The following is a 19,919-nucleotide window of genomic DNA, read 5'->3' as shown; positions in this document are numbered from 1 at the left end:
CGACCTCCGGTTTTGCCTGGAACAGGCGATTCCGAACCGCGACCCGGAGACGGCGTCACCCGAGACGTTATTGATCCGTTAGAATCCGATGTCACTTGTTTGGGCCGTCGCAGACGCAATTTCTCGGCCAGCCGCACCTCTCGGCCAGCTCCACTTGTCGAGCCAAGCACGCGATTGTGGAGGTTCGCTGATGGTGCGTGGCGGAGGCCAGTTTGGAAAGTGAGTGGGAGATGCGTGACGCCGCTAGGTCCGGCAGGAAGCGCTGGGCGCTCGGCAACTGGGACCTGCGCTGGAAGGTCACGGCCGTGCTCGCCGTGCCGCTCGCGGTCGCGGTCGGGCTCGGCGTTTCGAGGATCACCTCGGAGTTCACGGAGGCCAACCGGCTCGCCCAGGTCGCCGAGAACGTCACCGCGATTCCGGCCGTCACCGGCCTGAGCGCCAACACCGCGACCGTCGTCGGTTCCCAGATGGTCTCGCTCATGCCCGGCTCGTCGGTGGTCACCGACCAGAACCTGGCCGACCTGCAGAAGGCGATCGGCGAGGCCGAGGGCGCCGCGGGCAGCCTGGACGGCGTCGCGGGCGCGCGCGCCGCGCTGGACAGCATGATCAACGACGCCAAGGCCGTGCACACCCAGGGCAAGTCCCCGACGCTGCAGTACTCGGACGGCCTCGGCGTCATCGACCGGGTCCGCAACAACAGCATCCGGATCGTGGAATCGGCCGTCGGCCAGGTCAGCGATCCCGGCGTGGACCAGGCCAAGCTGCGGCTGGTCGACTCGCTGAACACCCGCGCCACCCTGGTCTCCGAGCTGGCCGGCTTCGCCGAGGTGCTGCGCGACCGGGAAGCGGGGGTGCAGTCCTTCCTCACCGGCGCGGCCGCCGAGCGGCAGCTGCTGAACGTGCTCGCCAACCGCTTCCCCGCGGGCGACACCTCGATCGCCGACCTGCGCGCGGGCATCGACACCCGCACCGAGCTGCTCACCGGCCCCGCCGCGACCGCAGGCCAGCTGCCCATCGGCGAGCTGAAGAACTCGCTCACCGGCAGCCTCGACGTCTACGAGCGGGTGGTCGCGCGGGCGACCCGCGATATCGACACCGCGATGAACAACCTGGCCTCCACGGCCAACCGCGACGCCTTCACCTACACCGGCGTCGTGATCGCGACCATCCTCGCCGCGCTGCTGCTCGCCGTCTTCGTCGCGCGCTCGATGATCGTGCCGCTGCACCGGCTGCGGCTGGCCGCGCTCCGGGTCGCCGAGAGCGACCTGCCGCACGAGGTCGCCCAGCTCCGCACCGGCGCCGCCCCCGAGGACGTGCCGCTGGAGCCGATGCCGATCCGCAGCTCCGAGGAGATCGGCCAGCTGGCCCGCGCGGTGGACGACATCCACGGCCAGGCGCTGCGCCTCGCGAGCGACCAGGCGCAGATGCGCTCGCAGGTCAACGACATGTTCGAGACCCTGGCGCGGCGCTCCAAGTCGCTCGTCGACCATCAGCTCAGCCTGATCGAGGCGATGGAGTACGACGAGAAGGACCCGCGGCTGCTGGAGAACCTCTTCCGGCTCGACCACCTCGCCGCCCGCATGCGCCGCAACGGCGACAACCTGCTCATCCTGGCAGGCACCAAGCAGCGCAGGGCCAAGTCGGCCCCGGTCGAGATCGCCGACGTGCTGCGCGCCGCCATCTCCGAGGTGGAGGATTACGAGCGGGTCAAGCTGGGCGCCACCCCGCGCGGCTCGCTCAAGGAGCCCGCCGCCTCCGATCTCGCGCACCTCTTCGCCGAGCTGCTCGACAACGCGCTGCGCGCCTCGCCGCCGGAGACCGACGTCAAGTTCACCTTCGCGCAGGCGCACGACCAGGGGTTGCTCATCGAGGTCGCGGACCGCGGCATCGGCATGCCGCCGCCGGAGATGGCCGAGATCAACCGCAGGCTGGAGAAGACCGCCGAGCCGGGGCCGGACACCGCCCGCCACATGGGGCTCTTCGTGGTCGGCAGGCTGGCCGAGCGGCACGGGCTCACCGTGCGGCTGCGCCCCACCTTCGACACCGCGCGCGATCCCGGCGTCACCGTGACCGTGCACGTTCCGGTCGGGCTGATCGTCTCCGGCCAGGCCGGTGCGCCCAAGGCGGCGCCGGTGGTGCCATCGCCCGGCCAGCCGCAGCGGCCGCAGCCCGCGGCTCCGGCCGCGCCCGCCGCCCCGGCCGCGCCCATGCAGACCCGGTCGATCCAGCGGACGACGGGAGGAAACGTCATGGTGACCGTTGATCCCGGGGTCAGCGGGCCGATCTCCGCCGGTTCCGGCCCCGCGCCCGCAGCGGCGGGCGCCGGTGGCGGGCTGCCGCAGCGGCAGCCGGGCAATGCCATGGCCAAGGCGAGCGGGCAGCCGGGCGGGGCGAGCCTGCGCTCGGCCTCCGAGGCTGCGGCCGCCGCCGCCTCCGCGCCCGCCGCCGGGCCGGGGAACACGCCGCAGCTGGGCAAGCTGGCGGCGGCGAACCTGCCCAAGCGCACCGTCGGCGGGGCCGTGCCGCCCCGCCAGCCCGGTGCCACGCCGCCCGGACCCGGCGGTACGCCGCCGCGCGCGCCCGCGCCGAACGGGACCGGTGGGCTGCCGCAGCGGCAGCCCGGCGCCAACGGCGCGCCCGGTGGCGGGCTGCCGCAGCGCCAGCCGGGGGCCAATGGCGCTCCGGCCGGGGAGCGGCCCGGTGACGCGGCGCCGCCGTCCGGGCCGATGAACCTGGCGGGTGCGCCCGCCGAGCCGCGGACCGAGCGTCCCGGCGGGCTGCCGCAGCGGCAGCCGGGTGCCTCGGGCGCCCCGCGGCCCGCGCCCGGGATCTCGCATCCGGGAACCGGAGCCATTCCGCAGCGCCGTCCCGGTGCCGAGCCGCCGCGCGAGCCCGCCTCCGGGCTGCCGCAGCGGGAGCCGCGGGAGACACCGCTGCCCTCGCGTGAGGTGCCGCTGGCGTCCAGGGAGACCGGGTTGCCGCAGCGGCAGCCCGGTGCCGGGGATCGCGGCGTTTCGCCGCTCGCCGGGCGCGAGACCGGGCTTCCGCAGCGCGGGGACGGTTCTCCCGCGCGGGAGAACGGGCTGCCGCCGCATGCGCCCGGTGGGTTGCCGCAGCGCGGTGAGAACGGGGTGCCCGGCCGTGAGGGCGGGCTGCCGCAGCGGGACGGGCTCGTCGGCCGGGACACCGGCCTTCCGCAGCGCGGTGAGAACGGTTTGCCGCCCCGCGAGGGCGGGTTGCCCCAGCGCGGGGAGAACGGCCTGCCGCAGCGGGGCGAAGGCGGTCTGCCCTCGCGTGACGGCGGGTTGCCGCAGCGCGGCGAGAACGGTTCGCCGTCCCGCGACGGCGGTGTGCCGCAGCGCGGCGAGAACGGTCTGCCGTCGCGTGACGGTGGTCTTCCTCAGCGCGGCGAGAACGGTCTGCCGCAGCGCGGCGAGGGGGGCTTGCCGTCCCGAGAAGGAGGTCTTCCGCAGCGCGGGGACAACGGCCTCGCCCCGCGCGACGGCGGCCTGCCCCAGCGCGGCGAGAACGGCTTGCCTTCCCGCGACGGCGGCTTGCCCCAGCGCGGCGAAAATGGCCTGCCCTCCCGCGAGGGAGGACTGCCCCAGCGGGGCGAGAACGGCTTGCCGCAGCGCGGCGAGAACGGTCTCCCGCAGCGCGACGGCGGTCTTCCGCAGCGTGGCGAGAACGGTCTGCCCCAGCGCGGTGAGGGCGGTCTCCCGCAGCGCGACGGTGGTCTTCCGCAGCGCGGGGAGAACGGTCTGCCCCAGCGGGGCGAGAACGGCCTCCCGCAGCGCGACAGCGGTCTTCCGCAGCGCGGCGACAACCTCGGCTCCATCCCGCAGCGCGGCGAGGCGGGCGCCCCGCAGCGCGGCGAGAACGGCCTCCCCGGCCTGCCCCAGCGCGGCGAGAACGGCCTGCCCGCCCGGCAGCCGGGCGCCCAGACCCCGCCCGGCCTCCCGCGCCGCAACCCCGGCGCCATGGTGGCCCCGCACGAGCCGGTCCCGCCGAGCATCGCGCTCCCGCGCCGCGCCCCGGCCGGCCCCGCCTCCGGGGCTCAGCCGGAGGTCGGCGCGGAGACCGGACGGCACAGCAGGGCCAACCCGCAGCGCACCGCCTCGTTCTTCCAGAGCAGGCTGCAGCCCGCCCCCGAGGGTGGCGCCGCGGCGGGCGGCTCGCCGATCTTCGCCGAGATGATGTCGGCGTGGCTCTCCGATCCCGACCCGGACCGGTCCGAGGTCGCCGCGGCCTTCGAGTCGCCCGGCGACGAGGGCTGGCTGGCCGCGCGCCGGGCCAGCGAGGCCCAGGCCGAGAACCGGACCGCCGCGGGCTTGCCGCAACGCAATCCGGGTGTTCGACTCGTCCCCGGCGCCGTGAGCGGCGCGGCGAACCGGACCCCGCCGCGTGACCCCGAAACGATCAGGTCCAGCTTGAGTCGTCACCAGCAGGGCGTCCGGGATGGCCGCGCCATGAGAGCAATGAACCTAACCGGAGATAAAGGAGACCTATGAACCCCGATCTAGGTGGTACGAACCGTCAGCTGGATTGGCTGGTTTCGAACTTCGCCAACGAGGTTCCCGGCGTTGCCCACGCAGTCCTGGTCTCCGCTGACGGCCTACTCATGGCCGCGAGTGCGCAACTGCCCGTCGACCGGGCCGAACAGCTCTCCGCGGTGACCGCAGGACTGGCCAGTCTCTCGGTCGGTGTGTCGAATCTGTTCGAAGGCGGTACGGTACTGCAATCCGTCGTCGAGATGGAGCACGGCTACCTGCTGCTGATGGCTGTGGGCGACGGGTCGTACCTCGCGGTACTGACCAATACGTCCTGCGATATCGGCCAGGTCGGATACGAAATGGCCTTGTTGGTGGAGCGTGTGGGCCAGACGGTGCAGGCCACCCCACGCGTCACGATGGGTTCCTGATGGTGGGATGGACATAGACGATCACCGCATGGGAGGCGCCGAGCCCAGTCTCGTTCGCCCGTACTCGCTGACCGCGGGCCGCACGAGGCCTGCGGTCGAGTTGGCGTTGGAGGCGCTCGTCGCTTCTCATCCGGTCGCCCTGGAGCGGCAGTTCGAACTGTCCAACATCGAAACGTCCATCGTGGAGTTGTGCAGAGAATCGCCGTCCGTCGCCGAGGTCGCGGCGCGGCTCGGGATACCGATCGGCGTAGCCCGGGTCCTCGTGGCAGACCTCATCGAAGCGGGCCATGTCCGCGTCTCGGCGACTTTGAAAGACGATTCCAGCGACGATGAGCGTCGCGAGCTGATCGAAAGGGTTCTCAGTGGACTCCGGCGTATTTGATTCGACGGCGCAGGTCGACACCCGCACCAGCAAGCCGACGTCGGCGAAGATCGTCGTAGCGGGGGGGTTCGGCGTCGGCAAGACCACAATGGTCGGCGCCGTCTCGGAGATCGTCCCGCTCCGTACCGAGGCGCTGGTCACCAATGCCAGCACCGGAATCGACAATCTGACCGGCATCCCGATGAAGTCCACCACCACCGTGGCCATGGACTTCGGCCGGATCAGCCTCGCCGACGACCTGGTCCTCTACCTGTTCGGCACGCCGGGGCAGTACCGCTTCTGGTTCATGTGGGACGACCTGATCCGCGGCGCCATCGGCGCCGTTGTCCTGGTCGACACCCGCAGGCTGGAGGACAGCTTCGCCGCCGTCGACTACTTCGAGGCGCGCAACCTGCCGTTCCTGGTGGCGCTGAACGAGTTCGACGACGCGCCGCGGTACCCGCTGGAGGACATCCGGCAGGCGCTCGCGGTCCCCGCCGACGTGCCGATCATGTCGATCGACGCGCGACGGCGGGAGCCGGCCAAGCAGGCGCTGGTCTCGCTCACCGAGTACGCGCTGCGCAAGGTGATGCAGGGCTACTGAGCGCAGCCGCGTGGGCACGTCCGCACGAGAACTGATCGATCGGCTGCTCGACCCGGGTACCTTCGTGAGCTGGGACCGGCCACCGGTGCCGGTGGCCGAATCGCGTTCGTACCGAACGGAACTGGCGAAGGCCGCCGCGGCAGCGGGCACCGACGAGTCGGTGCTCACCGGTGAAGGGCTGCTGCGGGGCCGTCGGGTCGCGGTGCTCGCGTGCGAGTTCGGCTTCCTGGCCGGGTCGATCGGGGTCGCCGCGGCGGAGCGGATCACGGTGGCGATCGAGCGCGCCACCGAGTTCGGGCTGCCGCTGGTCGCCTCGCCGACCTCCGGCGGCACCCGCATGCAGGAGGGCACCGTCGCCTTCGTGCAGATGGTGAAGATCGCGGGCGCGGTGGCCGCGCACAAGGCGGCGGGCCACCCCTACCTGGTCTACCTGCGCAACCCGACCATGGGCGGGGTCTTCGCCTCCTGGGGTTCGCTGGGGCACATGACCTTCGCCGAGCCGGGCGCGCTCATCGGCTTCCTCGGGCCCCGGGTCTATGAGGCGCTGTACGGCGAGCCGTTCCCGGACGGGGTGCAGACGGCGGAGAACCTGTACCGGCGCGGGGTGATCGACGGCGTCGTCGGGCTCACGGTGTTCCGGCGGATCGCCTACCGGGCGCTGAGCGTGCTCAGCGGGGTGGTCGTCCCCGACGGGACCGCCGGTAGAGCCGACCGGTTCGTCCCTTCACTCGGCGCGGCCGAAAGTGCCGCTCCGGCCTGGGAATCCGTGCTCATCTCGCGCAAGCCGGATCGCCCCGGGCTGCGCGATCTGCTCCGCCACGTGACGCATCGGGTGCCGCTGAGCGGCACCGGGCAGGGGGAGCACGACCGCACGGTGGTGCACGCGCTGGCCCGCTTCCGCGGGCGTCCGTGCATCGTGTTCGGCCACGACCGGGCCGGCTACGGCCCCGAGGGGGCAGCGCATCCCGCGCTCCACGACGCGGAAAGCCGGGCCGCGCTTCGCGACGTCGATGCGCGGGCCGTGCTCCGCGACGCCCGCGCCACGCCCCGCGACGCGGCAGGCCCGGCTGCACTTCGCGACGCCGACGCGCGGGCCGCGTTCCGCGACGAGCAGGGCCGGGCCCCGATGCACGAGGCGATGGGCCCGGCCGCGCTGCGTGAGGCGCGGCGCAGCATGGCGCTCGCCCGCGAGCTCGGCCTCCCGCTGGTGCTCGTCATCGACACCGCGGGCGCCGCGCTCTCGAAGGAGGCCGAGGAGCGCGGCCTGGCCCCGGAGATCGCCCGCTGCATCGCCGACCTCGTCACCCTGCCGACCCCGACCCTCTCGGTACTGCTCGGCCAGGGCGCCGGCGGCGGCGCACTCGCCCTGCTCCCCGCCGACCGGGTACTCGCCGCCACCCACGCCTGGCTCGCCCCGCTCCCGCCGGAGGGCGCGAGCGCCATCGTGCACCGGGACACCGGGCACGCCGCCGAGCTGGCCGCCGCCCAGCGCATCGGCGCCGCCGACCTGCTCGCCGACGGCGTGGTCGACCGCATCGTGCCCGAGCTGCCGGACGCCGCCGCCGAGCCGGTCGCCTTCGCCCGCCGGACCGTCGCGGCGATCGCCGACGAGCTGGCCGCGCTCACCGCGAACCCCGACGGCGGCCGCGCGGCGGCCAGGTACCGCCGCTACCGCACGCTCGGCCTGCCGGACCAGGTGGGCCAACACACCGGAAAGCGTCGTTGACGCCCCGCCGAACCTTTCCTACGGTCGGTTGTGTGACTTTCCGAAGCGATAAGAGCGCTGTCCCCACGATCGTCCTGCCCGACGGGAACGTGATCCCGCAACTCGGCTTCGGAGTGTTCCAGGTACCCGCGGACGAGGCGGCGACCGTCGTCACCAAGGCGCTCGAGGTGGGCTACCGCAGCATCGACACCGCCGCCATCTACGGCAACGAGGAGGGCACCGGCCGCGCCATCCGCGAATCCGGCCTCCCCCGCGACGAGGTCTACGTCACCACCAAGCTGTGGAACTCCGAGCAGGGCTACGACTCCACCCTCCGCGCCTTCGACGAGAGCCTGAAGCGGCTCGGCCTCGAGTACCTGGATCTCTACCTCGTGCACTGGCCGGTCCCGAAGGCCGACCGCTACGTCGACACCTTCAAGGCCTTCCAGGCGCTCAAGGCCGACGGCCGGGTGCGCTCGATCGGCGTCTCCAACTTCACCCCCGCGCACCTGGAGCGGATCATCGCCGAGACCGGCGAGATCCCCGCGGTCAACCAGGTCGAGCTGCACCCGCGGTTCATCCAGGCGCCGCTGCGCTCGTTCCACCAGTCGCACGCCATCGCCACCGAGGCGTGGAGCCCGCTCGGCCAGGGCCAGGTGCTGGACGACCCGGTGATCACCTCGATCGCCAGGCAGCTCGGGCGCACCCCGGCCCAGGTCGTCATCCGCTGGCACCTGCAGCTCGGCAATATCGTCATCCCCAAGTCGGTGACGCCGGAGCGCATCGAATCCAACTTCGACGTCTTCGGCTTCGAGCTCACCGCCGAGCAGGTCGAGGCGATCAGCGGCCTGAACGCCGACGCCCGCATCGGCGGCGACCCGGAAACCCTCACCGCCGGCCTGGACTGATCCCCCCGCCCTCTCCATCACCGGGGTTGACATTCGCCCGGGTGGTGGAGAGGGTGTTTGTCGCGGTGCTGTGGGAGTCGCCGCACGACAACCGGGGGGTTCACACCTGTGTCCATACTGTGCGGGCTGCTGTGATGGCAGCGAGCGGGTTCTACAACCATTACGACGACCCGGACGAGTTCTGGGACGACGAGCCGCTCGCCGTCGTGCGTCCGGTGGCACCCTCGGCGCCGCCTCCTCTGGAGCCGGCGCCGTCGAACCCGTTTCCCAAATCGTCGCTGGTGGACGTGGAGCTGCGGAACGACCGTCTGCCGGTCGCGATCCGGCTGAGCAGGGCATGGAAGGACGCCTTCGCTCCCGGCCGGTACGCCGACTCCATCATGGACGCGTACCGGTACGCGGTCTTCGACACCGCTGTCCGGCTGGCGGAGTCCGGTACCGTGCCGCCGGCGACCGTGCCGCCCCTGCGGGACGCGACACCGCTGCTCCTGCGCACGCGCACGCATGCCGAGTACCGCGAGTTGTACGCCCGGTTGTTCCTGCCGGAGGCGCACACCATCCACGGCCCCGGCCGCAACGAGCACGGTGAGCCCGCGATCGTCGTCACCGGTACGCGGTCGAGGCTCGTTTCGATCAGCATCGACCCGCTGTGGTCCGCGCGAGTCCCCGCCGACTACATCGCGCACGACATCGTCGAGTGCTGTGATCGGCTGCGTGCGTCGAAGCCGGAGTTCGTTTACGACGAGTACCTCGCTCGGGAATCGGATCGCGAGCTGGTCGCCAGACTGAATCTGCACGAACGTCGTTTGCTGGGGGAGGACAACTGATGGGACACGAGCTACACGTCGAACTCGCGGAACTCGAGAAGGTATCGCAGGCATGGTTGCAGGAGGTCGCTCCTGAACTGCAGAGAGCGGCCAAGTCCATCGACGCACTGAAATACACCCAGGTGCAGTTCGGCCCGCTCTTCATCGGCGCCTGGAGCTCCTACAGCAAAGCGGCGAAGTACATTCAGGACCGGCTCAACGAAGCGGTTCCGGCGGCGGAGCAGGTCGGGAACGCTCTGCACGCCGCCGCCGCGAGTTTCGCGAACACCGAGGCGGAGCAGGCGGACGGCCTCAACAGGGTGCCGTCGGGCGAGAACAGCAGGCCGTCGTGAGTAAATTTCCGGAGTTGACCGAGGAGAATCTGCGCCGGATCCGGGACGACTTCACCGAGAATTTCGACGACCTGCACGATATGCCCGCCAAGCTCAACGAGGGGTTCGATCGGGTCCGCACCGTATCGCTGGCGAGCTACTTCGCGCTGACCGGCCTCCGGGACGAGATCCAGGAAAAGCTGAAGGAGGCGCTCGCGAAGCTGCAGGAGGCCGCCGAGGGCATGTTCGCACCCTGGCTTTTCGTGGATTACGCGTCCAAGTGGCAACTGGTGGGTGCGACGGTGGGCACGGCGTACGGCGTTCAGAACAAAGAGGATTACAACCTCGAGGGCAACTGGGACGGAAGCGCCTACAAGTCCTACAAGGAGTCCAAGGGCTACCAGTCGGCGGCCATGGAGACGATCCGGGAGCTCTGCGAAAATGTGCACGAGCAGCTGCTCATCATCGCGGAGGAGGGCCGGATCCTCTTCAAGGCGCTCATCGACAAGATGGGCACCATCATCTCGGAGATCGGGGTATTCGCACTGGAATCGGCCGAGACCGCCGGGGCCGCGGTGGTCTGGACGATCAATGATCTCAATGCCGCCATCGTCGCCGCGGGCGAGGCGATCGTCGAGTTCATCACCAATTTCTTGGAAGTGCAGATCAAGGTGCAGATCGCTTCGAACGAACTGGAGAACATGATCCGGGCGCCCAAGGGACTGCCGCCTGCGGCCGACGGTACGACTCAGTGGCCGGCTCCGAACACCAAGGAGTACGACAACAGGGACGACGACTGGCATCTGGACGGTGACGACGAATGATCGGGAAAATCGCGCTCGCCGCGCTGATCACCGCGTCTCCGGTGCTGGTCGGCTGTAGCCCATCGGATCCCCCGAGCGCCACGGCCGACGGCACGGTCACCTCGTCCACCGCCGCGGAGACCGAGAAGTGCCTCGATGTCGAGCCCGCCGAGGCCAGGGACGCGGATGTGAAGCAGCTGTACGCGACGATGAAGGCGATGAGACTCCCGGCGGGGACCTGCTTCTACGCCGCCGACACCACCGACCTGGTCCGGCAGCCGGGAATGATCGTCGTACAGATCGATCTGGATGTGCCCGCCTCGTCGGGCCCCGACGACCTGCGCCCGGTCGCTACCGACATCGCCCACCTGCTGAAGAAACTCGACCTCGCTCCCCGCGTCGCGGAGCTCGCCGTCACCAACTGGGGCGACTGGGAGGGCTCGAAGATCCGGTACCAGGACTATCTGCGGGACAGCGACTTTCAGGCCCACCCCTGGGACGGCACGCCGTCCCGGCAGGCCGAGTTCGCCCTCTGGAGTATCCGCTCCATGAACTAACCCCTCCGGCCGATACCCAGGTACTCCGTCAGCTCGGCCGCGGCCGCGCGCCCGGCCCGGTTCGCCCCGACCGTGCTCGCCGACGGCCCGTAACCGATGAGGTGGATGCGCGGGTCGGCGGCGACCCGGGTGGCCAGCCGGCCGTCCATGGTGATGCCGCCGCCCGGCCCGCGCAGCCGCAGCGGGGCGAGGTGGTCGAGCGCGCTGCGGAAGCCGGTGGCCCAGAGGATGACGTCGGCGCGCTGGGTGCGGCCGTCGGCCCAGCGCACGCCCTCCGGCTCGATGGCGCTGAACATGGGGTGCCAGTCGAGTACGCCGCGGGCGCGGGCGGCGCGCAGCCGGTCGTCGAGCGGCAGGCCGGTCACCGAGACGACCGAGCCGGGCGGGAGGCCGCGGCGCACCCGGTCCTCGACCCTGGCGACGGCGGCGCGGCCGTCCTCGGCGGTGAACGGCGTCTCCCGGAAGCGCGGCGCGGTGCGGGAGACCCAGGTGGTCGTGGTGACCGTCGAGATCTCGTCCAGCAGCTGCACGGCGGAGATGCCCGCGCCGACCACCACCACGTGCTGCCCGGCGAACTCGTCCGGGGTGCGGTAGTCGTGCGTGTGCAGCTGCCTGCCCCGGAAGGTGGCGGCGCCGGGGTAGTGCGGCACGAACGGGTGCTCCCAGGTGCCGGTGGCGTTCATCAGCCCGCGTACCCGCAGCGTGCCCGCGGTGTCGGTCTCCACGGCGAGCTCGGGCGCGCGGTCGCAGACCACCGAGACCGTGACCGGGCGGCGCACCCGCAGGTCGAAGCGGTGCTCGTAGCGCTCGTAGTAGCGGGGGACGGCGGTGGCGGCGGGTGCGCTGGCGGAGCCGGGCGGCAGCGTCTCGGCGAACTCCATGCCGGGCAGGTCGTGCACCCGGTTCACGGTGCTCAGCGTGAGCGTCGGCCAGCGGAACTGCCAGGCGCCGCCGGGACCGGGCGCGCGGTCGAGCACCAGGAAGTCGTGCTCCGGCCGCAGCCCGCGGCGGCGCAGGTGGTAGGCCGCGGAGAGCCCGGCCTGGCCGGCGCCGAGCACCAGGATGTCGTAGTCGGTCGGCACGGCAGCGATGCTAATCGGCGACGCGGCGTGATCCGGCTCGCGTGCCGGGGTGGCCGGTGATTGCTGTGGCAGAGTTGGGGCAGCAGAGAGTGGCCGGAATCAGCCGGGGAGGACGCATGCTCGGAGTGAACCGCGACGGTGACGTCGTCGGCATCGAACTACAGCGCGAGGATCGCCGGAACGCGCTCAATACCGAATTGGTGATCGCGCTGCGCGAGGCGGTGCTCGCGGCGGTCGCCGACGACGCGCGCGCCATCGTCATCTCCGGCCGCGGCAAGGTCTTCAGCGCGGGCGCCGACCTCTCCGGCATCTACGCGGAGAACTTCCTGGACGAGCTGCTGGCCATGCTGCACACCATCGAGGCCGCGCCGGTGCCGGTGATCAGCGCCATCCACGGCGCCGCCTACGGCGCCGGGGTGCAGCTGGCGCTCGCCTCCGACCTGCGGGTGGTCGACCCCGAGGCATACATCGCCATCCCGGCCGCCCGGCTCGGCGTCAGCGTCGACCGGTGGACCGTGCACCGGCTGGCCTCGCTGATCGGCGGCGGCCCGGCCCGCACCGTGCTGCTCGGCGCCGAGCAGATCACCGCCGCCGACGCCTACACCTTCGGCTTCGCCAACAAGCTCGGCACCGTCGCCGACGCGCACACCTGGGCGAAGTCCATCGCCGAGCTCGCGCCGCTCTCGCTCCGGCACCTCAAGCTGGTGCTCAACGACGACGGCACCAGGCAGCCGGAGAACGCGCAGCAGCGCGCCGCGCTCGCCGCCGCGTGGAGCAGCGAGGACGCCGCCGAGGCCCGACTGGCGCGCGAGCAGAAGCGCGCCCCGAGATTCGTGGGACGCTGATGAAGATCCGTACCGCCGCCGCCTTCGGGCTCGCCGCCGCCGGGCTGACCTGGGTGGTCCGGGCTGCATGGGGGCTGCCGTCGGCGCTCGGCGCCGGCGCCACCGCCATCCAGCCCATCGCCACCGGCGCCATCGGCTACCGGGACCGCCGCTTCCACAACACCGAGCCCAGCTCGGCCATCGACCCGCAGGACGGCGGCTCGCTGCTGGTCTCCGCGCTCACCGACCGCGGGGCGGGGCGGCCGCGCGGCCGGGTTCCGCTGGTCGAGCCGGAGCTGCCACGGGACGCCGCCGAGCTCGCCGTCACCTGGTACGGCCACGCCACCGCGCTGGTCGAGGTGGACGGCTACCGGGTACTCGCCGACCCGGTCTGGAGCAACCGGGTCTCGCCGTCGGAGCTGGTCGGCCCGGCCCGGCTGCACCCGGTGCCCGGTGCGCTGGACGCGCTGCCCGCGCTGGACGCGGTGATCATCTCGCACGACCACTACGACCACCTGGACAAGCCGACCGTGCTCGGCCTGGTCCGCACCCAGGTCGCGCCGTTCGTGGTGCCGCTCGGCATCGGCGCGCACCTGCGGCGCTGGGGCGTGCCGGAGCACCGCATCGTCGAGCTGGACTGGGGCGGCTCGGTCACGCTCTCCGGTGGCCTCACCCTGACCTGCACCGAGGCCAGGCACTTCTCCGGCCGCGGGCTGGTGCGCAACACCACGCTGTGGGCCTCGTGGTCGATCGTCGGGCCGTCCCGCCGGGTCTACTTCGGCGGCGACACCGGCTACACCGCGGCCTTCGCGCAGGCGGGCGCGGCCACCGGCCCGTACGACCTCACCCTGCTCCCGGTCGGCGCCTACGACGTGCGCTGGCGGGACATCCACATGAACCCCGAGGAGGCGGTGCACGCGCACGCCGACCTCAACCGCGGCGACGCCGGGCACGGGCTGCTGGTCCCGATCCACTGGGCCACCTTCAACCTGGCGTTCCACCCCTGGTCCGAGCCGGTTCGCCGGCTGATAGCCGCCGCTGAGCAGGCGGGCACCCCGATCGCCATCCCACGCCCCGGTCAGCGGCTCGATCTCGCAACCCCGGCGGCGCTGGATGCGTGGTGGGAGAATGTGGATAAGTCAGGCATCCGACCGGAGGAGCAGCGATGAGTTTCGCGGACAATCTCAAGGGCCTCGTCAGCAAGGGCAAGGACGCGGCGGCGAAGAATTCCGGCAAGATCAACCAGGCCGTCGACAAGGCCGGTGACTTCGTCGACAACAAGACCAAGGGCAAGTACAGCAACCAGATCGCCAAGGGCAAGGAGGCCGCCAAGAAGGTGGTCCCGCCGGAGCAGCCCGGCGGCCACCGGCCCTGACCTTACCTCGAAGGTGGTCCGCCGGGATTTCGGTGGCGTCGCGGTCGAGCTGAGCAACCTGGACAAGGTGCTCTATCCGGAGACCGGTACCACCAAGGGCGAGGTCATCGCCTACTACGCGGCCGTGGCGCCGGCGATGCTCCCGCACATCGCCGGCCGCCCGGTCACCAGGAAGCGCTGGCCGAACGGCGTCGGCAGCCCCTCCTTCTTCGAGAAGAACCTGGCCGCGCACGCCCCCGCGTGGCTGGATCGCCGCACCCTGAGGCACTCCGACCGCTCGGTCACCTACCCGCTGGTCGATTCCGAGGCGGGGCTGGCCTGGCTCGGCCAGCAGGCGTCGCTGGAGGTGCACGTCCCGCAGTGGCGGTTCGACGGCGACGAGCGCGGGCCGGCGACCCGGCTGGTCTTCGACCTCGATCCCGGCCCGGGCGCCGGGCTCGCCGAGTGCGCGCGGGTGGCCTGCCTGGTGCGCGAGCTGATCGAGGACATCGGGCTGCGCGGCTACCCGGTGACCAGCGGGAGCAAGGGGATCCACCTCTACGTGCCGCTGGATCGTCCGGTCGGCTCGGCGGGCGCCTCCACCGTCGCCAGGGAGGTCGCCACCAATCTGGAGCGGCTGCACCCCGACCTGGTGACCGCCACCATGGCCAAGGCGGCCCGGCCGGGCAAGGTCTTCCTGGACTGGAGCCAGAACAACGCCGCCAAGACCACCATCGCCCCCTACTCGCTGCGCGGCCGCGCCGAGCCGAATGCCGCGGCACCCCGCACCTGGGCCGAGATCGAGGACGGCGCGACCCTGCGGCACCTGCGCTTCGACGAGGTCCTCGCCCGCTACCGCGCCGACGGCGACCTGCTCGACGGCCTGGACGAACTCGGCCCCGACGCGCTCGCCAGGTACCGCTCGATGCGCGACCCGGCCCGCACCCCCGAGCCGGTGCCCGCCGCGCGCCCCGCGCCCGGCCCCGGCAACCGCTACGTGGTGCAGGAGCACCACGCCCGCAGGCTGCACTGGGACGTCCGGCTGGAGCGCGACGGCGTGCTGGTCTCCTGGGCGGTGCCCAAGGGGCCGCCCACCTCCACGGCGCAGAACCGGCTCGCCGTGCACACCGAGGACCACCCGCTGGAGTACCTGACCTTCCACGGCACCATCCCGAAGGGCGAGTACGGCGGCGGCGAGATGACCATCTGGGACTCCGGCACCTACGAGACCGAGAAGTGGCGCGACGACGAGGTCATCGTGCGCTTCCGCGGCGAGCGGCTGACCGGCCGCTACGCGCTGATCAGGACCAGGGGCAACCAGTGGCTCATGCACCTCATGCGCGAGCAGCCCGCCGCCGCCGAGCTGCCGCGCGGCCTCGCGCCGATGCTCGCCACCCCCGGCGAGGTCGGCGAGATCGACGGCGGCGACTGGCATTTCGAGACCAAGTGGGACGGCTTCCGGATCGTCCTGGAGTTCGACGGCGAGCGGATCACGCTGCGCAGCAGGCGCGGCAGCACGGTGAACGACCGCTACCCCCGAATCGCCGCGCTGGCAGGCGAACTCGCCGGGCACCGGGTGGTGCTGGACGGCGAGGCGGTGGTCTTCGACGAGCACGGCATCGCCAATCTCGCGCTCATGCAGGCGGATCCGGGCTCGGCGGTCTTCGTCGCCTTCGACCTGCTCTTCCTGGACGGCACCTCGCTGCTCCGCAAACGCTGGACCGACCGGCGCCGGGTGCTGGAGGCACTCGCCGAGACCGTGCCCGGGCTGCGGGTGCCGCCGCTGCTCGACGGCCCCGGTGCCGCCGCCGTCGAGCACAGCAGGGAACGGGGGTTCGAGGGGGTGGTGGCCAAGCGCGGCGACTCCGTGTATCTGCCCGGCAAACGCGGCCACGCCTGGGTGAAGCAGCGCAACTGGCGCACCCAGCGGGTGGTGATCGGCGGCTGGCGGCGCAGCGAGGCACGGAGCTTCAAATCGCTGCTGGTCGGCATCCCGCACGACGGCGGGCTCTACTACGCGGGCCGGGTCGGCACCGGCTTCGACGAGAGCGACCTGGCCGACCTGGCCGAACGGCTGAGCGGGCGGGAGCGCCGCACGCCGCCGTTCGACAATCCGCTGACCGCGGACGAGCGCAGGGAGGCGGTGTGGGTGGAGCCGGAGATCGGCGGCACCGTCCGCTTCATGAACTGGACCGAGGCGGGCAGGCTCTGGCACCCGGCCTGGCTCGGCGCCGACTGAACCGGGTTGCTCTCGGTACGCTGTCGACCACGGTTGTCTCGACGCGAGGAGCGGACGATGGATTTCAAGAACCTGGCCGACCGGGCGCTGGATCTCGCCCGGCAGAACGCCGACAAGGTCGACGACGTCATCGACAAGGCCGGTGACCTCGTGGACGACAGGACCGGCGGGAAGTACGCCGACAAGGTGGATTCGGCGCAGGATGCGGCGAAGAAGGCTGTGCGCAAGGAGCATTGAGCGGAGCGGCCGGAGCCCGGCACCCCTTCCGAGGTCCGGGCTCCGTCGTGCTCCGGGTGCTACTTGGTGGCCCACTGGGTGGTGCCGGGCGGGGCGTTCAGCGTGTTGATGAGCTCGATGCCCGCCATGACCAGCGCCGGGCCGCCCGCGACGATGGTGCCGATGATGCCGCCGATTGCGGCGCCCAGCGGCACCGTCGCGATGCCGCCGGGACCGGCGATGAGTCCGATCAGCGCGCCGATCGCGGTGCCGATGAAGCCGCCGATGGCGGTGGCGAGGCCGAACTGCGTGAGGAAGGCGTCCTGCGCACGCAGGTTCTCAATGGGAGAAGCCACCGGCATCGCCTGCGCCGGCCGCGCCGCCGCCTCGTTCTTCACCGGGGTCAGCTCGAGCACCCGGTCGTCCTCGCGCACCGCGTGCGGCAGCGGGTACTCCGTGCCGCCCTGCCGGATCGCCAGCGGCAGCGAGACCAGCACCGCGCCGGTCGCATCCTTGACCTCGACGTTCTCACCGGTGACCGCGAAGGTGCCGTTCGTCAGCGCGGTGACGACCTTCCCGTCCACCATCTTCACCTCGTACCCGACGTCCGGTGTCGGGGTGTCGGCGTAGGCGACGCCGGCTCCGACCGTGACGACGGTGAGCAGCGGCACGACGACCGCGGCGATTTTGCGCAGAATCATTCCAGGGTCCCATCTTCGGCACGTATGAGTGGCGCGCACAACCGCACGACGGATACCTATCCCCCCGGAGTGCGGAATCGAGCCACGAATCAAGCTTGTGAACAGCTACTCCTGAGCGCAACCGTACCCCGGGTTACGGCTCTCGACACCCCGATTCATCGGGTATGTTTTCGCCCCCAAGGCAGGGTTCCCGGCTCAGAGCCGGGGCTATGTTCGCACGCCGGGTGCCGGTAGCGGCCCGTCTGCCGTGCGCTCGGCGTGTCGGTCGGTGGCAGCGCGCCGACGGACGGCGCGATATGTTTTACGGACCGGTCGGGCGAGGCACCAGGGGACTACCGCCGGGGCGGTGACTGGAGGGGGAATCATGGTACGAATCACGGACTTCATGGGGCGGGTGGGGGAGTACCTGCCGGGGAACGACCGGGTCGGCGAGGCGCTCGGCCGCCGGGTCGGGCAGGTCTTCGACACCACCGTGGACACCTCGGACGCGCAGCGGGAGGCGCAGGACGAGGGGAATCGGTCGCGGGAGCGGATCTACTCGGAGAACGCGGGGCTGAGCTCGGGCTTCACCGGCGAGTTCGCGCCGCAGGTGCTCGGGCCGGGGGTGCTGGAGAACTTCCTCGGCATGTCGCACGCGGAGATCATGCGGTTCGTGGAGTCGATCTCGCCGGGGGAGATGTACGAGAGCGTGGCCTCGTGGCGGCAGCTGGCGGCGGATACCGCCGCCGCGGCCAAGGCATTTCAGGCCGGCATTCTCGGGCAGGTCAACGAGGGGTGGACCGGGCTGGCGGCGGAGAGCGCCAAGCAGAAGGTCACGGAGTACGTGAACGACACCGGCGACCTGGAGCAGGCGGCGCTGCTGGTCGCGAACAAGGTGGAGGAGGCGTACTCCGGGTTCAACCAGGTGGTGGCGCAGATGCCGCATCCGCCGGAGCAGCCGGGGTCGATCACGTCGGCGGTCATCGGCGCCATTCCGGTGGTGGGCTCCAGTGCCAGCGCGGCCATGTCCATGGCGTACGAGGGGCGGTCGGAGAACGCGCAGAATCGGGCGCGCGAGGTGATGGACACCGTCTACAAGCCGGTCGCCACGCAGTCGGATACCAATGTGCCCCGGATTCCGGGGCCCGCGGTGCCCGGTGTGCCGGAGCAGTCCGGTGGGGGGACGCCATCGGTGCCGTCGAGCGGTGCCGGGACGCCGTCCTCCGGCACGCCGGGCAGCCCGTCGGATACCGGGGACCCGGATCAGCAGGACACCCCTGCCGACACCGATCCCGGAGAAGATCCCTCGGCCGCCGAGGAGCCCGATACCAGCACCGACAGCTCGGACGACGGCACCTCGACCGAGACCGACGACAGCTCGACGGACGACGAGCCGACCAGCCAGTCGCCGAACTCGACGGTCCCCGCCAGCACGGTGCCTACGAGCACGACCCCGACCACCACAGACCCGACCCGGACCGGCACCCCGGCCGGCCCGGGCAGCCCCGGCTCACCGGGCACCCCGACGGCGACCCCCGCCCCCGGCCGCAGCATCCCCGGCACCGGAATGCCCGACCAGGCGGCCGCCGCGGCGGCAGCGCGCACGGCGAGCACCGCCGCCGGACGCACCGGCATGACGGGCATGCCCGGCATGATGTCCGGCGCCCGCGGCAAGGGCGACGACGACGGGGAGCACCAGGCGCCCGACTACCTGCGCCGGGTGCAGGAGGAGTTGCTGCCGCAGGACCAGAGGGCGGTGCCGCCGGTGATCGGGGGCGACTGATGCCGAACGCCTGGCGGCTCAGCGCGCTGGAGTTCCACGTGGCGTGGCGGGCCATGGACCGGGACCGGCTGCCCTTCCCGCTCACCCTGACCACCACCGCCGCCACCGAATTCGAGTTCGAGCAGCAGCGGGCCGCCGCCGCGGGAGCGCTCTACGAGCGGCTGCGGGCGGACGACACCATGTTCCGCGCGCTGCACGCGCTGGTGGAGCCGCTGGTGCGGGTCGAGCTGCTCGGGCACCTGCCCGGTGAGCGGCGGCTGCGCCTGAGCGCGGGGATCGACAACGATCTCGGCGCGCTCGCCACCCAGGAGGCCGACGGCTCGGTGGTGCTCGCGCTGCGGCCGCACGCGCACGTGGTGCGGCGGGTGCTCGCGGTGCTGCCGGAGTGCCCGCCCGGCACCGGCCCCGGCTTCCGGGCCCACCCGGAGGAGCTGCGGCCGGACGGGGACGGCCTGCGCGGCCGCTCGCACACGCTGAGCCCGCGCGACCGGGCGGTCCGGCTGCTGGAGGGGCCGCACCGCTGCTACACCGAGATCCGGGTCGATCTCGGGCCCGCGCTGGACGGGTGGCAGGAGGGCGGCGAGGTGCTCCAGGTCGTCGACCGCGAGGACGGGCGCTACCTCGTCACCCGCACGCACGTGGTGGAGGCGGTGCCCGGTACCCCGGAGCGGCTCGCCGCCGAGCTCGGCACGCGGGTCGAGGCGGCCCTGGAGAAGGCGCGCGAGCCACTGCGCCGCTGAGCGG

19 protein-coding genes are annotated in these 19,919 nt (G+C 72.0%); 17 read left to right on the top strand and 2 right to left on the bottom strand.

Annotated elements, in window-relative coordinates; translation table 11 throughout:
- Window positions 1-230: 230 nt before the first annotated feature.
- The 10 genes from AB0H71_RS12975 to AB0H71_RS12930 are packed head-to-tail and all read left to right on the top strand — an operon-like array spanning window position 231 to window position 10,997.
- Window positions 231-4,511, top strand: a complete 4,281-nt coding sequence (locus AB0H71_RS12975) for an ATP-binding protein (protein ID WP_357019050.1) — start codon at window positions 231-233, stop codon at window positions 4,509-4,511.
- On the top strand, window positions 4,508-4,921 hold the full coding sequence (locus AB0H71_RS12970) for a roadblock/LC7 domain-containing protein (protein ID WP_011207200.1): 414 nt from the start codon (window positions 4,508-4,510) through the stop codon (window positions 4,919-4,921). The genes AB0H71_RS12975 and AB0H71_RS12970 overlap by 4 nt, the downstream gene beginning before the upstream one ends.
- Before the next feature lie 7 nt (window positions 4,922-4,928).
- A complete protein-coding gene (locus AB0H71_RS12965) occupies window positions 4,929-5,303 on the top strand; it encodes a DUF742 domain-containing protein (RefSeq protein WP_067647090.1) in 375 nt (124 codons plus the stop codon).
- Window positions 5,284-5,886, top strand: coding sequence for an ATP/GTP-binding protein (locus AB0H71_RS12960; RefSeq protein WP_174552782.1), 603 nt, complete (start codon window positions 5,284-5,286; stop codon window positions 5,884-5,886). The genes AB0H71_RS12965 and AB0H71_RS12960 overlap by 20 nt, the downstream gene beginning before the upstream one ends.
- Window positions 5,887-5,896: 10 nt before the next feature.
- Window positions 5,897-7,612: a carboxyl transferase domain-containing protein gene (locus AB0H71_RS12955; protein ID WP_357019047.1), complete on the top strand. Its 1,716-nt coding sequence runs from the start codon at window positions 5,897-5,899 to the stop codon at window positions 7,610-7,612.
- Window positions 7,613-7,644: 32 nt separating this feature from the next.
- Window positions 7,645-8,499 (top strand): aldo/keto reductase, encoded by an 855-nt coding sequence (locus AB0H71_RS12950; RefSeq protein WP_357019044.1) that lies wholly within the window; start codon window positions 7,645-7,647, stop codon window positions 8,497-8,499.
- A gap of 53 nt (window positions 8,500-8,552) precedes the next feature.
- Window positions 8,553-9,326 carry a hypothetical protein gene (locus tag AB0H71_RS12945; protein ID WP_357019042.1) on the top strand — a complete coding sequence of 258 codons (774 nt, stop codon included), beginning with the start codon at window positions 8,553-8,555 and terminating at the stop codon, window positions 9,324-9,326.
- Window positions 9,326-9,658 carry a type VII secretion target gene (locus AB0H71_RS12940; RefSeq protein ID WP_357019039.1) on the top strand — a complete coding sequence of 111 codons (333 nt, stop codon included), beginning with the start codon at window positions 9,326-9,328 and terminating at the stop codon, window positions 9,656-9,658. Before AB0H71_RS12945 ends, AB0H71_RS12940 begins: the two co-directional genes overlap by 1 nt.
- Before the next feature lie 14 nt (window positions 9,659-9,672).
- Window positions 9,673-10,461, top strand: coding sequence for a hypothetical protein (locus AB0H71_RS12935; RefSeq protein WP_357019036.1), 789 nt, complete (start codon window positions 9,673-9,675; stop codon window positions 10,459-10,461).
- The gene (locus tag AB0H71_RS12930; protein WP_357019034.1) at window positions 10,458-10,997 is read left to right on the top strand and encodes a hypothetical protein; all 540 of its coding nucleotides are present in this window, start codon (window positions 10,458-10,460) and stop codon (window positions 10,995-10,997) included. Before AB0H71_RS12935 ends, AB0H71_RS12930 begins: the two co-directional genes overlap by 4 nt.
- Here AB0H71_RS12930 and AB0H71_RS12925 read toward each other — a convergent pair.
- The gene (locus AB0H71_RS12925) at window positions 10,994-12,079 is read right to left on the bottom strand and encodes an NAD(P)-binding domain-containing protein (protein ID WP_357019031.1); all 1,086 of its coding nucleotides are present in this window, start codon (window positions 12,077-12,079) and stop codon (window positions 10,994-10,996) included. The two genes, AB0H71_RS12930 and AB0H71_RS12925, sit on opposite strands and share 4 nt — an antisense overlap.
- 116 nt (window positions 12,080-12,195) lie before the next feature.
- On the opposite strand from AB0H71_RS12925, the gene AB0H71_RS12920 reads away from it, so the two are divergent.
- The 5 genes from AB0H71_RS12920 to AB0H71_RS12900 are packed head-to-tail and all read left to right on the top strand — an operon-like array spanning window position 12,196 to window position 16,733.
- Window positions 12,196-12,924 (top strand): enoyl-CoA hydratase, encoded by a 729-nt coding sequence (locus AB0H71_RS12920; protein WP_357019028.1) that lies wholly within the window; start codon window positions 12,196-12,198, stop codon window positions 12,922-12,924.
- Window positions 12,924-14,072, top strand: a complete 1,149-nt coding sequence (locus AB0H71_RS12915) for an MBL fold metallo-hydrolase (RefSeq protein ID WP_357019025.1) — start codon at window positions 12,924-12,926, stop codon at window positions 14,070-14,072. Before AB0H71_RS12920 ends, AB0H71_RS12915 begins: the two co-directional genes overlap by 1 nt.
- Window positions 14,069-14,278 carry an antitoxin gene (locus AB0H71_RS12910; protein WP_357019022.1) on the top strand — a complete coding sequence of 70 codons (210 nt, stop codon included), beginning with the start codon at window positions 14,069-14,071 and terminating at the stop codon, window positions 14,276-14,278. The genes AB0H71_RS12915 and AB0H71_RS12910 overlap by 4 nt, the downstream gene beginning before the upstream one ends.
- Before the next feature lie 13 nt (window positions 14,279-14,291).
- The gene (locus AB0H71_RS12905; protein WP_357019019.1) at window positions 14,292-16,496 is read left to right on the top strand and encodes an ATP-dependent DNA ligase; all 2,205 of its coding nucleotides are present in this window, start codon (window positions 14,292-14,294) and stop codon (window positions 16,494-16,496) included.
- Window positions 16,497-16,553: 57 nt separating this feature from the next.
- The gene (locus tag AB0H71_RS12900) at window positions 16,554-16,733 is read left to right on the top strand and encodes an antitoxin (protein ID WP_357019016.1); all 180 of its coding nucleotides are present in this window, start codon (window positions 16,554-16,556) and stop codon (window positions 16,731-16,733) included.
- A 59-nt stretch (window positions 16,734-16,792) separates the two neighbouring features.
- On the opposite strand, the gene AB0H71_RS12895 is transcribed toward AB0H71_RS12900, so the two are convergent.
- Window positions 16,793-17,413 carry an ammonium transporter gene (locus AB0H71_RS12895; protein WP_357019013.1) on the bottom strand — a complete coding sequence of 207 codons (621 nt, stop codon included), beginning with the start codon at window positions 17,411-17,413 and terminating at the stop codon, window positions 16,793-16,795.
- Between the two features lie 364 nt (window positions 17,414-17,777).
- Between AB0H71_RS12895 and AB0H71_RS12890 the strand changes: the two genes are divergently transcribed.
- Together AB0H71_RS12890 and AB0H71_RS12885 are read left to right on the top strand one after the other, a co-directional pair.
- Window positions 17,778-19,175, top strand: a complete 1,398-nt coding sequence (locus AB0H71_RS12890) for a PPE domain-containing protein (RefSeq protein ID WP_357019010.1) — start codon at window positions 17,778-17,780, stop codon at window positions 19,173-19,175.
- A complete protein-coding gene (locus AB0H71_RS12885) occupies window positions 19,175-19,915 on the top strand; it encodes an ESX secretion-associated protein EspG (RefSeq protein WP_357019007.1) in 741 nt (246 codons plus the stop codon). Before AB0H71_RS12890 ends, AB0H71_RS12885 begins: the two co-directional genes overlap by 1 nt.
- Window positions 19,916-19,919 lie beyond the last annotated feature (4 nt).

Source organism: Nocardia sp. NPDC050697 (assembly GCF_040654395.1).
Classification (GTDB): Bacteria; Actinomycetota; Actinomycetes; order Mycobacteriales; family Mycobacteriaceae; genus Nocardia.
This window is presented reverse-complemented; position numbering and strand designations above follow the sequence as displayed.

Bases quoted from the DNA above. Each gene is read 5' to 3' on its own strand.
- AB0H71_RS12975 (WP_357019050.1), top strand. From the start codon at position 231: ATGCGTGACGCCGCTAGGTCCGGCAGGAAGCGCTGGGCGCTCGGCAAC.
- AB0H71_RS12970 (WP_011207200.1), top strand. From the start codon at position 4,508: ATGAACCCCGATCTAGGTGGTACGAACCGTCAGCTGGATTGGCTGGTT.
- AB0H71_RS12965 (WP_067647090.1), top strand. From the start codon at position 4,929: ATGGACATAGACGATCACCGCATGGGAGGCGCCGAGCCCAGTCTCGTT.
- AB0H71_RS12940 (WP_357019039.1), top strand. From the start codon at position 9,326: ATGGGACACGAGCTACACGTCGAACTCGCGGAACTCGAGAAGGTATCG.
- AB0H71_RS12930 (WP_357019034.1), top strand. From the start codon at position 10,458: ATGATCGGGAAAATCGCGCTCGCCGCGCTGATCACCGCGTCTCCGGTG.
- AB0H71_RS12920 (WP_357019028.1), top strand. From the start codon at position 12,196: ATGCTCGGAGTGAACCGCGACGGTGACGTCGTCGGCATCGAACTACAG.
- AB0H71_RS12915 (WP_357019025.1), top strand. From the start codon at position 12,924: ATGAAGATCCGTACCGCCGCCGCCTTCGGGCTCGCCGCCGCCGGGCTG.
- AB0H71_RS12910 (WP_357019022.1), top strand. From the start codon at position 14,069: ATGAGTTTCGCGGACAATCTCAAGGGCCTCGTCAGCAAGGGCAAGGAC.
- AB0H71_RS12900 (WP_357019016.1), top strand. From the start codon at position 16,554: ATGGATTTCAAGAACCTGGCCGACCGGGCGCTGGATCTCGCCCGGCAG.
- AB0H71_RS12895 (WP_357019013.1), bottom strand. From the start codon at position 17,413: ATGATTCTGCGCAAAATCGCCGCGGTCGTCGTGCCGCTGCTCACCGTC.
- AB0H71_RS12890 (WP_357019010.1), top strand. From the start codon at position 17,778: ATGGTACGAATCACGGACTTCATGGGGCGGGTGGGGGAGTACCTGCCG.
- AB0H71_RS12885 (WP_357019007.1), top strand. From the start codon at position 19,175: ATGCCGAACGCCTGGCGGCTCAGCGCGCTGGAGTTCCACGTGGCGTGG.